The 12,908-nt window shown below is 42.9% G+C and carries 11 protein-coding genes; 4 read left to right on the forward strand and 7 right to left on the reverse strand.

The window, feature by feature from the left end; translation table 11 throughout:
• Nucleotides 1–4: 4 nt before the first annotated feature.
• From WKT12_RS14360 to WKT12_RS14370, 3 genes are all read right to left on the reverse strand, one after another.
• On the reverse strand, nt 5–1,555 hold the full coding sequence (locus tag WKT12_RS14360) for an ATP-binding protein (RefSeq protein WP_340320128.1): 1,551 nt from the start codon (nt 1,553–1,555) through the stop codon (nt 5–7).
• Between the two features lie 273 nt (nt 1,556–1,828).
• Nucleotides 1,829–2,386, reverse strand: a complete 558-nt coding sequence (locus tag WKT12_RS14365) for a 1-acyl-sn-glycerol-3-phosphate acyltransferase (protein ID WP_022231627.1) — start codon at nt 2,384–2,386, stop codon at nt 1,829–1,831.
• 5 nt (nt 2,387–2,391) lie between these two features.
• A complete protein-coding gene (locus tag WKT12_RS14370) occupies nt 2,392–2,664 on the reverse strand; it encodes a hypothetical protein (RefSeq protein ID WP_340320129.1) in 273 nt (90 codons plus the stop codon).
• Between the two features lie 146 nt (nt 2,665–2,810).
• Here WKT12_RS14370 and WKT12_RS14375 point away from each other — a divergent pair, with 146 nt between their 5' ends.
• Nucleotides 2,811–4,454 (forward strand): diphosphate--fructose-6-phosphate 1-phosphotransferase, encoded by a 1,644-nt coding sequence (locus WKT12_RS14375; protein ID WP_022231625.1) that lies wholly within the window; start codon nt 2,811–2,813, stop codon nt 4,452–4,454.
• Nucleotides 4,455–4,552: 98 nt separating this feature from the next.
• Nucleotides 4,553–5,485 carry a glycoside hydrolase family 25 protein gene (locus tag WKT12_RS14380; protein WP_340320130.1) on the forward strand — a complete coding sequence of 311 codons (933 nt, stop codon included), beginning with the start codon at nt 4,553–4,555 and terminating at the stop codon, nt 5,483–5,485.
• Nucleotides 5,486–5,493: 8 nt separating this feature from the next.
• Here WKT12_RS14380 and WKT12_RS14385 read toward each other — a convergent pair whose 3' ends face one another.
• On the reverse strand, nt 5,494–7,503 hold the full coding sequence (locus tag WKT12_RS14385; protein ID WP_340320131.1) for an AAA family ATPase: 2,010 nt from the start codon (nt 7,501–7,503) through the stop codon (nt 5,494–5,496).
• A gap of 714 nt (nt 7,504–8,217) precedes the next feature.
• On the opposite strand from WKT12_RS14385, the gene WKT12_RS14390 reads away from it, so the two are divergent.
• The gene (locus WKT12_RS14390) at nt 8,218–8,919 is read left to right on the forward strand and encodes a nucleoside-specific channel-forming Tsx family protein (protein ID WP_021971312.1); all 702 of its coding nucleotides are present in this window, start codon (nt 8,218–8,220) and stop codon (nt 8,917–8,919) included.
• A gap of 25 nt (nt 8,920–8,944) precedes the next feature.
• Entirely contained in the window at nt 8,945–10,231 is a 1,287-nt protein-coding gene (locus WKT12_RS14395) for an NCS2 family permease (RefSeq protein WP_021971313.1), read from the forward strand.
• A 178-nt stretch (nt 10,232–10,409) separates the two neighbouring features.
• On the opposite strand, the gene miaA is transcribed toward WKT12_RS14395, so the two are convergent.
• The 3 genes from miaA to lpxA form a co-directional block, all read right to left on the reverse strand.
• Nucleotides 10,410–11,315, reverse strand: a complete 906-nt coding sequence (miaA, locus tag WKT12_RS14400) for a tRNA (adenosine(37)-N6)-dimethylallyltransferase MiaA (protein ID WP_340320132.1) — start codon at nt 11,313–11,315, stop codon at nt 10,410–10,412.
• 129 nt (nt 11,316–11,444) lie between these two features.
• The gene (locus tag WKT12_RS14405) at nt 11,445–12,002 is read right to left on the reverse strand and encodes an IS1096 element passenger TnpR family protein (RefSeq protein WP_021971315.1); all 558 of its coding nucleotides are present in this window, start codon (nt 12,000–12,002) and stop codon (nt 11,445–11,447) included.
• Nucleotides 12,003–12,054: 52 nt separating this feature from the next.
• Nucleotides 12,055–12,822 carry an acyl-ACP--UDP-N-acetylglucosamine O-acyltransferase gene (gene lpxA / locus WKT12_RS14410; RefSeq protein WP_021971316.1) on the reverse strand — a complete coding sequence of 256 codons (768 nt, stop codon included), beginning with the start codon at nt 12,820–12,822 and terminating at the stop codon, nt 12,055–12,057.
• Nucleotides 12,823–12,908: the final 86 nt, after the last annotated feature.

The raw sequence follows: 12,908 nt of genomic DNA on the forward strand, positions 1-12,908 counted from the left end.
GATTTTATTCTTCCACAATCCATTTTTCTATTCCTCTTGTTGCCTTGCTGAAGTTTACACCTATTTTAAATACCTTCTTAGAATCTGTAGCAAATGGTACAGCATATTGTTTATCGTTTATCTGTGTCAGGGCTTCTTCTGCAGTTCCATCGAGTTTGAACTCCATGACATAGATATACTTGTCGGTTTTTATTACCATATCAATTCTGCCGTTTGAGGTGTGGTATTCGGCTTGTGTATAAAATCCTAAAAGTTTAAAGACGATAAACAATACGTTCTGATAGTGCAGCTCGAGATCTCTGGCTATTTCATAGGGCGTATCGGCAAAAAAACTTTTCAGTCGTTTCATGAACGACTCGACATCACCTTTGCGGACATCTTTCACGAAACTCATTATTTCGAACGAGGGATTGCCTGTTTCAAGATGTGCATAGTTGGGAAGTAAAAACTTTGTAAATCCTTCTTCCACTTCTTTATTAGGAAACCCTAACGAATATACTTGAAACTCCTTGTCATATCCTTTTATCGTGAGATAGCCACTTTGGTATAATATAGGCACAGGATTGCTATTCATTGTGTCTATGCCTCCCAAAGAATCGGCCGAAGCCATTTCTTCCGTCAGCCGGTAAAGGTTATATTTGCTCTGTTTCAAAAGTTCGATAAGAAAGGTAGGAGTGCCCGTTTCAAACCAATAACTTCCGAATTTCATTTTTGCAAAGGTGTTCAGAATGCTGAACGGATTGTATATATCGTCGCTGTATTCTACAAAGTGGTATCCGTCGTACAGCTTTTTGAGCGTGACTTTCGTTTCCTCTTCACTCAGTCCGTTTTTCTTGCCAAGCTCTCTGATGTCATCTTTGAAGTAATGATGAAGTTCTTTTTCCGTAATGCCGCAAATATTGGCAAATCTGTCATCGATGGATATATCCATCAGATTGTTTAAGTCGCTGAATACACTGACTTTGCTGAACTTGGTTACTCCGGTCAGCATTGCAAACTTTATATATTTGTCGCAACTTTTCATGGCTCCGTAGAATGCTTTCAGCGTATTCCGGTAGTCATTGAGCAGGTCTTCGTTTCCTATTGCTTGTAGCATTGGTTTGTCGTATTCATCGATAAGTATAACGACGTTACGTCCGGTCACCGTACTGATTTTTTCTATGATATACGAAAATCGTTCTTCCGGAGAGCGTTCCCGCTTTTCATCTCCATATTTGGCTTCCCACTTTTCGAGGTGCTGATTTAGAATTTCAGCGATAGAGGCTTTGTTTTCGTATTTCTTTGTATTAAGATCGAAATGTAAAATAGGGTATTCCAGCCATTCTTTTTCGAGCGTTTCGATAGCCAGATCTTTGAACAGCTCCTTTTTCCCTTGGAAATAAGCTTCCAGAGTAGATATCAGAAGACTCTTTCCGAACCATCGGGGACGACTCAGAAAATAGTATTTACCACTGCTTACAAGCTGATAGACAAGTTTGGTCTTGTCGATGTAGTAGTAATTTCCTTTACGTATCTCTTCAAAGTTTTGTATACCTACCGGATAATTCCTTTTCATTGTAGCACAAACGAATTGGTGAAAGATGACATAACCATTATGTATCTTTACAAAGATACTGATTTTTTGCTTCATTTACCAAATAACCTGTCGGGGGATTTCCAAAAACATCACGGCGTTTCAGGAATGATTTGTACAAAAGAAAAAATTTTTTGTACAAAAAGCAATTGGAATTTGTACAAAACAGCAGAGAAACGTGCTGACGGATGGAAAAAACAAAACGTTCCGTGCCGAACAATTACACGAAACGTTTCTTATGAAGACCATACATTGTTAATCAATATTGCCTAAATCGAATTTGTGGGGATGTCTTCCCTTGAAATCTTTGAAGTACAGTTTGATTTCACGCATGTCCTTGTCTATGTCCCCGCTGGGCATGATGTACTTTTCGGCGGTGATACATTTCTTTTCATAATCGATGCCGATCAGTACGATAGGAATGTTTGCACCCAGTGCAATGTAGTAGAATCCCTTTTTCCAGTTCGGGTTGGGAGAGCGGGTTCCTTCCGGCGTAATGGCAAGATGAAACTTGTCGCTTGCCTTGACCTGCTTGATGACCTGGTCTACCAGCGAGGTATGTTTGTCGCGGTGTACGGGTATTCCTCCCATCCAGCGGAACAGGATGCCGAGCGGAAAGAAGAACCATTCCTTTTTCATCATGAATCCCGACTCGCGTCCCACGGCACTGATGAACAGTTTGCCGATAATCAAATCCCAGTTGGTAGTATGCGGGGCTGCACAAATGATGCATTTGTCGAAATCCGGGACGGAAACTTTGGCTTTCCATCCCAGTATCTTATAGTAGATAAAGCTGCAAATGGCTTGTTTCATGCTCCTTATTTACCCAGTTCTTCCAGTTTTTTGAAAATAGCTTCCGTGCCGTTGTTGAAGTCTTCTTTCAGTTTTTTGTAGAAACCTTTTACGTTTCCCGGTTCAGTATGGCTGATGCGGCTGATGATGTCCTGGCGCAGATTGACTGCCTGAAGGAACAGTTTGCTCAGTTCTTCGCGGTTTTCATCCTTTGCATTCATGCTTTCTACGATACACAGACCGGCTACGAGGTCGGAAATATAGTTGACATTCTTTTTTAAATTTCTTCTACTAGCCATAGTTTTATTGTTTTATTGGGTTAATAAAATAGATTGATTACGGGGTAAAGATAACATTTTTTTTGCATACGTTTTCATATTTCCGAAAAAAAGGCGAAATTTGCGCATACTGAAATTTATACACCTTATATAAATTAAAAACAATTATGACAAAAAGTGCATTACAAATTGCAAGAGCTGCTTATCAGCCAAAACTGCCTAAGGCATTGAAAGGTGCTGTAAAGGTACAGGAAGGAGAACCTACACAGTCGGTTGCCGATCAGGAAGCAATCAAAAAATTGTTCCCGAACACTTACGGCATGCCGTTGATCAAGTTCGTTGAAGGAGAAGCTAAGGAATATGCTCCTATGAACGTGGGAGTTATTTTGTCTGGTGGCCAGGCTCCGGGCGGACACAACGTTATCTCTGGTCTGTTCGATGGTATCAAGAAACTGAATCCTGCAAATAAATTGTATGGTTTCATCTTGGGTCCCGGCGGATTGGTTGACCACAAATATATGGAATTGACTGCCGATATCATTGACGAATACCGTAACACGGGTGGTTTCGATATTATCGGTTCTGGCCGTACAAAACTGGAAAAAGAAGATCAGTTCGAAAAAGGTTATGAAATCCTGAAGGAACTGGGCATCAAGGCTCTGGTTATTATCGGTGGTGATGACTCTAATACTAACGCTTGTGTATTGGCTGAATATTATGCTGCCAAGAACTATGGTATTCAGGTTATCGGTTGTCCGAAGACTATCGACGGCGACTTGAAGAACGACATGATTGAAACTTCATTCGGTTTCGATACTGCTTGTAAGACTTATGCTGAAGTTATCGGTAACATCGAACGTGACTGTAACTCTGCTCGTAAGTACTGGCACTTCATCAAACTGATGGGACGTTCTGCTTCTCACATCGCTCTGGAATGTGCTTTGCAGGTTCAGCCTAACATCTGTATCATTTCTGAGGAAGTTGAAGCTAAGAACATGTCTTTGGATGACATCGTTACTTATATCGCTCAGGTAGTTGCCGACCGTGCTGCTGCTGGTAACAACTTCGGTACTGTATTGATTCCGGAAGGTTTGATCGAATTTATTCCGGCTATGAAGCGTCTGATCGCTGAACTGAATGACTTCCTGGCTGCTAACGGTGATGAATTCAACAGCATCAAGCGTTCTAAACAGCGTGATTATATCATCAGCAAGCTGAGTCCGGAAAATGCTGCTATCTATGCTTCTCTGCCGGAAGGTGTTGCTCGCCAGTTGTCTTTGGACCGCGACCCGCACGGAAACGTTCAGGTTTCTCTGATCGAAACTGAAAAGCTGTTGTCTGAAATGGTTGGTACTAAGCTGGCTCAGTGGAAGGAAGAAGGCAAGTATGTTGGTAAGTTCGCTGCTCAGCACCACTTCTTCGGTTACGAAGGACGTTGCGCTGCTCCGTCTAACTTCGATGCTGACTACTGCTACTCTTTGGGTTACACTGCATCTATGCTGATTGCTAACGGTAAGACTGGTTATATGTCATCAGTTCGTAACACTACTGCTCCTGCTGCTGAATGGATTGCAGGTGGTGTGCCTATCACAATGATGATGAACATGGAACGTCGTCACGGTGAAATGAAACCGGTTATCCAGAAGGCTCTGGTTAAACTGGATGGTGCTCCGTTCAAAGCTTTTGCTGCTCAGCGTGAAACTTGGGCTAAGGAAACTGATTATGTATATCCGGGTCCTATCCAGTACTTCGGTCCGTCTGAAGTTTGCGACCAGCCGACTAAGACTTTGCAGCTTGAACAAGCTAAATAATAACTCCTTATAGGAAAGAAATCTGTCATTGCCTTCTCTGTCTGCCTTGGCAGACGGAGAGGTGCAGTGACTATTTTTTAATGTAACGATATAAACCTATGACAAAAGAACCGCCCATAACGGTGGTAAACAAGCCTCGTAAAACTGTATCCCGCAAGCGGACGGGTTCTTCTTCGCCGAAGGTTGCTTCGGGTGGACAGAAGAGAAGGACAAGACGCGGCAGGGATCGAAAGAAGATAGCTCGTAAATGGGAAGTTCCATCGTGGATATATTATATTCTGATGGGAGGGGCTGCTGCATTACTTGTCATCGGGTTTTATTATTTCTTTATTCGTCCTTATGCATACAGGTGGAAACCTTGTTATGGAACAAAGGCATATGGCGTATGTCTTCCTTCAGGTTATCAGGTGCATGGATTCGATGTTTCTCATCATCAGGGAGCGATAAACTGGGCTGTGTTGAGTAAAACGCAGTTTACTCCTTTCCCTATTCGTTTCGTTTTTCTGAAGGCTTCCGAAGGCGGAGATTTCAGCGATACGACGTTTGTTCATAATTTCGATCTTGCGCGGCAGTACGGTTTTATCCGTGGAGCTTATCATTTTTATAATCCTAAAACGGATGCTTCGCGGCAGGCAGATTTCTTTATTCATTCGGTTCAGTTGGAGCCGGGGGATCTTCCTCCTGTACTCGATATAGAGAAGCGGGGAGATGATGACGACCGCTTGCGGAAGGATTTGTTGATCTGGCTCCGGAAGATAGAACAGCATTATAAGGTGAAGCCTATTCTTTATACATCCTATAAGTTTAAGACTCGTTATCTGAACGATTCCATCTTCAATACTTATCCGTACTGGATTGCTCATTATTATGTAGACTCGGTAGAATATAAGGGACAGTGGAAGTTCTGGCAGCATACCGATGCCGGTACCTTGCCGGGTATCAAGGAGCAGGTGGACCTGAATGTGTTCAACGGTACACTGGAGGAACTGAAGCAGATGACGATTCCTGTTTCAAGAAAGAACGATAAATAAGTTTCTGTTTAAGAGTTGTTTTTGCGTTTGCGAAGCTCTTCGGCAAGGCGGTACTGGATGGCTGCTTCCATTTCTTTTCCGGCTTGTGTAAGTGCGTCGCCAAAACATTCGTGTGCTCCAGCGTGCTGAGGCTTCAGGGTGGTGGCTTTGTCGAGGTCGGCAAGGGCTCCTTCTGTGTTTCCTGTGTGAAGACGCAGCTTTCCGCGGTTGTAAACGGTTTTGAATTCCATCGGGCGCAGGCGGACAGCTTGGTCCAGACAGGCTTCGGCTTCGTTTATGCGGTCGGCGTTGAACAAAGTAACTCCTTTGCGTACCCACGCATCGGCATAGTCGGGATAGAGTTCGATGGCCTTGTCGTAATTGGCGAGTGCCGCACGGGTATCGTGCATGTGCGTGATACACTCGTTGCCCATCAGGTAGTACTCCTTGGCGTATTTCTGTAAGTTTTTCTGTTGCTCCTGCATTTGTTCCTTCAGGCGTTTGTTGTCTTCACGCAGTTTGTTGATGATGCCGAGCTTTTTCCGGATGAAACGTTGCTGAAGAGGTTTCTCTATGTCGTAACGCGAATGGATGGCTTTGAAGAACTGGTTGAGGAATTCTTCGAAGTTACCTTCGTCGAATGCTTTGACGGCTGCTACATATTGTATGTCGGCTTGTGCCTGTTTCATAGCACGGTCGATAGCCTGCTGGTTGTTGAACCGTTGGGCGAAGGCTACAATTTCGGGACGTACGAAGATGTCGCCGCGGGTTATCTCGCGTTTCAGGCAGATGCCTTCCAGTGAGGTGCAGCGGCTCAGTGCCACGTATGCCTGACCGCCGGCGAATACTCCGCCGGTAAAGTCGATGACTACCCGGCTGAAAGTAAGTCCCTGACTTTTGTGTATGGTAATGGCCCATGCCAGTCGGATAGGGTACTGGGTGAAGGTTCCCAGTTCTTCTTCCTCTATTTTCTTCTCCTGTTCGTTGTAACGGTAGCGGATGTTGCTCCAGCTTTCACGGCGGACATCGAACTCCTTGCCGTCTTCGGTAATGACGTATATGATTCCGTCGGCATCGATGCCGGAAATGGTTCCGATGGTGCCGTTTACCCAGCGCTTGTCCGGATCGTTCTTGATGAAGATGATTTGCGCCCCGGGCTTGATGGTCAGTTCCATAAGGGTAGGAAGACTGCTTTCGGGAAACTCGCCGTGAATTTCTCCTTGCAGGGTGACAGCCTCGCCGGGAAGTTCGGCAAGGCGGCGGTCGTTGATGTAGTCTACATTGTCGCGACGTGTGGCAAGAGTGATGTACATGTCGTTTTCGTTTGCCTTTATCGGGGCATTGTAGCGTGTATTCAGCAGTTGAAGATCGGCTGCCCCTGCTGTGTTGGTGCGGATATGGTCGAGTACGTTAACAAAGACCTTATCGGTCTGGCGATAAACTTTCGTCAGTTCGATGGCTACCAGTTCCATTTCGCGGAACACACGCGCGGAAAAGAAATAGGGGTTGGGGTAGAAGCGGTTGATGATTTCACGTTCATCACTCTTTACAACCGGCTCAAGCTGGAAGGCATCGCCTACCAGCAGGAGTTGTTTCCCGCCGAAAGGTTCGCGCATGTTTTGTGAATATACACGCAGTACCTTGTCGATGAAGTCGATGATGTCGGCGCGTACCATGGAAATCTCGTCGATGATGACCAGTTCGATGTTCTTGATGAGCTTGCGATGGTCGGACGAATACTTCAGAAAACTGTGCAGTTTTCCTCCCTTCAGGCTGAAATTGGGATCATCGGGCAGCAAGGGGTAGAAGGGAAGCTTGAAGAAACTATGAAGGGTGCTTCCTCCTGCATTGATGGCTGCGATGCCTGTAGGGGCAAGTACTACAAACTTCTTTTTGGTTATCTGGCATACATGTTTCAGAAAGGTGGATTTACCGGTACCGGCTTTTCCGGTCAGGAAAACCGACTGGCGGGTGTATTGTATGAGCTTTAATGCATTCTGGAACTCTGCGTTGTCGGTATCTATCGGGGTATATGCCATAAATGAAACTGATTTGCAGACAAAGATACATAAAAAAAGCGGTCGCTTGCGCAACCGCTTAGTTGATTATTTACAACGCCTCTCGGCATTTATCAGATTCTCTCTCAAAGCTGAAGCATTTTCAGCGTTCAGCTTGTTTTTACTTGCTGATTTTATCATTCAGCATTACGTAACCCCAGATCATTGGATCTGCATTTACGATCTTGTGAAAAATGTTTTTTACCTTTTTCATAATGTTATCCTTTCTTTTTTAGTTAAACATTAAATAATACCTAAAAACTTTACCTAAAAACTCTCCGGCGAGCCTCACGGTCGGCCTTCGATCCTTTTTCAACCTTTAACCTTAAAAATCTATTCTAAATTAAGTCTAGTATTTATCTTTTATTTATTATCCTCTTTTGTTTTACACTGCAAATATACGGGTTATTTTAATATGAAATATGTTTTATAGCATATTTATTGCGAAAAGTGCTTCTTTTTTGACCTATATCAAAAAAGTGCTTCCTTTGGTAACTTCCTTGTAACATGCGTGAACATTTCGGAGGGTAAAATGAAAACTGAAGGGTAAGGATGGATGGGAGAATAGGAAGGAGTATGCTTTATATATAATAGGTGTAATTCTTGTGAAGCCGAAACAAATCTGTATTCTCTTTATGCTATTAGGCAGATTTTGTGTACTTTTGCGACTTCAATAATTAAACAAAGCTAAAATCAATGAAAAAACCATTCTTATTAGTTCTTTTTATGTGCTGTTTGGCGGGAGTAGCAAAGGCACAGAACATCCAGTTGCATTATGATTTAGGACGTGCCATGTACAACTCGCTGTCGGATCGTCCGTGGGTTACCACTACCGTTGAAATGTTTAAGGCAGACAAATGGGGTAGTACTTATTTCTTTGTCGATATGGACTATACGGATAAAGGTGTAGCTTCTGCTTATTGGGAAATCAGTCGTGAACTGAAGTTCTGGAAGGCTCCTGTTTCGGCACATGTGGAATATAACGGCGGGTTGAATTATATCAATAATGCGTTCTTGGGTGGTGCTGCATATAACTGGAACAGTGCTGACTTCTCGCGTGTGTTTGGCTTGCAAGTATTATATAAGTATATTCAGAAGAATGATAAGCCCCATAACTTTCAGTTGACGGGTACTTGGACAATTAACTTCTGCCAGAACAAATTTACTTTCAGCGGATTTGCTGACTTCTGGCGTGAAAAGCATTTCGATGTTCACGGAAACGAACATAACTATATTTTTATAAGTGAGCCTCAGTTTTGGGTGAACTTAAATAAGTTTAAGCATGTGAACGATGATTTGAACCTGAGTGTGGGTACGGAATGGGAGCTGAGTACGAATTTTGCTACGCGTAACGGATTCTATTATATCCCGACTCTGGCTATGAAGTGGACTTTTTGATAAGTATTTCTAATTTTATAGTATTATGTTAGAGAAATTGTTTGGCTTCGACCGGAAAGTGACTCGCGTGCGTACCGAAATATTGGCAGGTATCACTACTTTCCTGACGATGGCCTATATCCTTGCAGTGAATCCGAATATCCTGAGTGCGACGGGGATGGATAAAGGAGCGCTGTTTACGACGACGGTAATAGCTTCGGCTTTTACGACTTTGCTCATGGCTTTTTATGCCAAACTGCCTTTTGGACTGGCTCCAGGTATGGGGCTGAATGCCTTTTTTGCTTATACGGTTTGTTTGACTTTGGGTTACTCGTGGCAGTTTGCGCTGACGGCTGTGTTGCTTGAAGGAATTATCTTTATCCTGCTGACTATTACAAACCTGCGTGAAAAGATTGTGGATGCCTTGCCTGCTACGCTGAAAAATGCGATTGGAGCGGGTATAGGTTTGTTTATTGCTTTCTTGGGTTTGCAGAATGCTGGTATTATTGTGAACAATGATGCTACTCTTATTTCGCTGGGCGATATTACTTCCGGTTCTGCGCTGCTGGGTATCATCGGTTTGCTGATAACTTCGGTCTTGCTGGTTAAACGGGTACGTGGTGCGCTGCTCTTTGGTATTTTGCTGACAACGGTTATCGGTATTCCAATGGGGCTGACGCATATTAATGGTATTGTAAGTGCTCCTCCTTCTATCGAGCCTATTTTCTTCCAGTTTCAGTGGGAGCATATCTTTACTAAGGAAATGGTAATTGTGGTATTTACTTTCTTGTTTGTGGATATGTTTGATACAATCGGTACGCTGGTTGGGGTAACAACAAAAGCTGGTATGGTGACCAAAGACGGTAAGATTCCTCATCTGAAGCAGGCTTTTCTGGTCGATGCCATAGGTACTACCGTAGGTGCCATGCTGGGAACCAGTACCATTACAACTTTCGTGGAGAGTGCTTCGGGAGTCGGTGAGGGTGGACGCAGCGGCCTGACTGCTTTTGTTACGGCTGTCTGCTTCTTGCTGGCTTTGTTTCTGGCTCCTTTCTTCTTGGCTGTTCCGGGAGCTGCTACGGCTCCGGTATTGATTTTGGTAGGACTGATGATGATGTCGTCTATCAAGAAAGTTGACTTGACAGAGTATTCGGAAGCTATTCCGGCATTTATCTGCATTATTTTCATGCCGCTGGCTTATAGTATATCAGATGGTATCGTGCTGGGTATGATTAGTTATGTGCTGATTAACTTGTTGTGTGGTAACTATAAGAAGCTGACTCCGGCAATGTATATTCTGTCGGTTATCTTTGTGTTTAAGTTCTTTATGTAGCAAATCTTTCCTGTCTGTTTAAGGAAAATTGTAAATTGACATATAAAAAAGCATGTGAAACGAGGTCTTGGAACTTGTTTCACATGCTTTTTTATTGTTTTGTGCACCGAGAAGATTGTGGCTATTTATCGGGGGATGATGGTTGGATGTATGGAATAGAAATTGGTCTATTGTTTGTTTATGTCAGATGACTCTCGATATATTGCATGATTTCTTCTTTCGAGTCGGGATGAAACCAGGCTATGTCTGGATCACGTTTAAACCAAGTAATCTGCTTGCGTGAGTAAATACGTGAATTTTGTTTGATTTTCTCTATGGCGAAAGGTAATTCCCATTCTCCGTCGAAGTACTTGAATAACTCCTTATATCCTACGGTATTCAGAGAGTTCAGGTGACGGTATGGGTAAACTTTACGGGCTTCATCCAAGAGTCCTTCCTCCATCATGATATCTACCCGGCGATTTATGCGGTCGTATAGTTCTTCTCTATCTCGTTTCAGACCGATTTTCAAGATATGAAACGGGCGTTCCTTTTTAGTTTGTGTGCGAAAAGAAGTATAGGTCTTGCCCGTCATATAGCATATTTCCAGTGCATGTATTACACGTTTGGGGTTTTTCTGGTCGACGATATTATAATATTCCGGATCGAGAATCTTTAGTTCTGCACACAATCTGTCCAGACCTTCCTGTTCATACCGTTCCAGCATAAGCTGACGTGTTTCGTTGTCTACGGTAGGAATATCGTCTATTCCCTTGCATACGGCATCGACATACATCATAGAGCCTCCCGTAAGTACTACAACTGGTTTTTCCTTGAATAGTTCTTCCAGTTTTTTCAAGACCTCGGTTTCATATTGAGCTGCACTATAATAGTCGTTCAGTTGTAATGTCCCGACAAAATAATGTGGAACACGTGCCAGTTGTTCCGATGTGGGAGCTGCTGTTCCTATTTTCAGGTCGGCATAAAGCTGGCGTGAGTCTGCTGAAATAATAGAGGTGTGGTATGTTTCGGCAATCGACAGGCTTAAATCTGTTTTTCCGATGCCTGTTGGCCCTATCAGTACAATCAGTGTTGGTTTACTCATACTTTGTCGTTCTGGCATATTAAGAAAAAGGAGGAAGAACCTCGTCGATAAACTTTCTGTTCGAGATTGTTCCTCCTCCGGCTGATGGAAAACATGGAATGTGCTTCCCATCTGATATTTATTATTGGATTAATATTTGTCTTCGTCGTAAGGATTGCCTCCACCTCCTTGCATGTCGAAACCTTCAGGGTCGAAGTCTTCCATGTCGAAATCTTGGTCGCCGTAGAAGTTTTCGTCCAAATCGAGAGAAGTGTTGGTATTCATCTGTTCGTCGAAATCGATAGTTTGTTTAGGAGGATTACCTTCCTTGCGTGAACAAGTTGCATGTTGTAAGTCCTTGCCTGTGATGATTTCCGATAACTCTATGAAGAATACACGTTCGGCCAGTGGGTCGAATACGTAAAGTAATTTCTGCTTTTCGTCTTCCAGCAACTCGTTCAGCGGAGTATCTTTCATTACAAATGTATCCTCTTCTGAACTTCCGTTGCCCATATCTTCCAACGTAATCTCGATTTCTTTTTCCCAGTCATCATCACAGATGAAGAAAGAGGTCATCTGATCGTCTTTATAACCAGTACATTTTAATATAGCTTCGTGTAAATCGTAAAATGAAGCTTCTGAGTCGATTTTTATTTCTCTCAAGAAATCATCGACTTCGTCGGATATGATTCTGAATTTGTATACCATTGTCTTTATTGTTTAGTATTTTCATTGATGTGGTAAAGATATAAAAATTTCTTTATCGGATGATTCCTCTTCCCGAATTTTCAATGAAAGAAACAATATATTCAATTTCTGGAGTCATGGGGACTTCTTCACGGATTTGTTGCAAGGCATCACTTACATTCTTTCCGCTGTTGTAAATAATGCGGTATGTATTATGTATATTCTCAATCAGTTCGTTTGAAAATCCGCGACGACGCAGTCCTACAATATTGATTCCGCTGTATGCAATAGGTTCACGACCGGCAATAATGTAGGGAGGGATATCTTTGCTAAAACGGCATCCGCCTTGAATCATGACATATCCTCCTACACGGCAAAACTGATGCATCAGAACATTTGCACTAACAATTGCATTGTCGTCAATGATGATTTCTCCTGCCATTTTGGTTGAGTTTCCAATGATACATCCGCTTCCCACAGTTGCGTCGTGGGCTACGTGTACGCCTTCCATAAGCAGGTTATTGTTGCCTACAATTGTTCTTCCTTTTGCAGCCGTGCCTCTGTTGATTGTTACATTTTCACGGATTGTATTGTTGTCTCCTATTTCGGCAGTTGTTTCTTCTCCACGGAATTTTAAATCTTGCGGAATGGCTCCGATGACTGCTCCTGGGAAAATGCGATTATTGTTTCCGATACGTGAACCATATAAGATGTTTACATTGGGCATAATTGTGTTATTATCGCCTATCACTACATTCTTATCGATAAACACAAACGGACCTATTTCTACATTTTCTCCTATTTTAGCTTCTGGATGTATGTATGCTAATGGGCTGATCATATTTGTATAATGAAGAATTAAGTATTAAGGGTATAAATTGGGGATGAAGAATTAAGTTGGCTGTTAATTCTTCATCCTATATTTCA

Source organism: Phocaeicola sp. HCN-6420, assembly GCF_037890145.1.
In the GTDB taxonomy this organism is placed as follows: Bacteria; Bacteroidota; Bacteroidia; order Bacteroidales; family Bacteroidaceae; genus Phocaeicola.

What these genes read in the sequence shown, in the direction of transcription:
- WKT12_RS14360 (WP_340320128.1), bottom strand. Translation starts at nt 1,555, where the DNA reads ATGAAAAGGAATTATCCGGTAGGTATACAAAACTTTGAAGAGATACGT.
- WKT12_RS14390 (WP_021971312.1), top strand. Translation starts at nt 8,218, where the DNA reads ATGAAAAAACCATTCTTATTAGTTCTTTTTATGTGCTGTTTGGCGGGA.
- miaA (WP_340320132.1), bottom strand. Translation starts at nt 11,315, where the DNA reads ATGAGTAAACCAACACTGATTGTACTGATAGGGCCAACAGGCATCGGA.
- WKT12_RS14395 (WP_021971313.1), top strand. Translation starts at nt 8,945, where the DNA reads ATGTTAGAGAAATTGTTTGGCTTCGACCGGAAAGTGACTCGCGTGCGT.
- lpxA (WP_021971316.1), bottom strand. Translation starts at nt 12,822, where the DNA reads ATGATCAGCCCATTAGCATACATACATCCAGAAGCTAAAATAGGAGAA.
- WKT12_RS14370 (WP_340320129.1), bottom strand. Translation starts at nt 2,664, where the DNA reads ATGGCTAGTAGAAGAAATTTAAAAAAGAATGTCAACTATATTTCCGAC.
- WKT12_RS14365 (WP_022231627.1), bottom strand. Translation starts at nt 2,386, where the DNA reads ATGAAACAAGCCATTTGCAGCTTTATCTACTATAAGATACTGGGATGG.
- WKT12_RS14380 (WP_340320130.1), top strand. Translation starts at nt 4,553, where the DNA reads ATGACAAAAGAACCGCCCATAACGGTGGTAAACAAGCCTCGTAAAACT.
- WKT12_RS14405 (WP_021971315.1), bottom strand. Translation starts at nt 12,002, where the DNA reads ATGGTATACAAATTCAGAATCATATCCGACGAAGTCGATGATTTCTTG.
- WKT12_RS14385 (WP_340320131.1), bottom strand. Translation starts at nt 7,503, where the DNA reads ATGGCATATACCCCGATAGATACCGACAACGCAGAGTTCCAGAATGCA.
- WKT12_RS14375 (WP_022231625.1), top strand. Translation starts at nt 2,811, where the DNA reads ATGACAAAAAGTGCATTACAAATTGCAAGAGCTGCTTATCAGCCAAAA.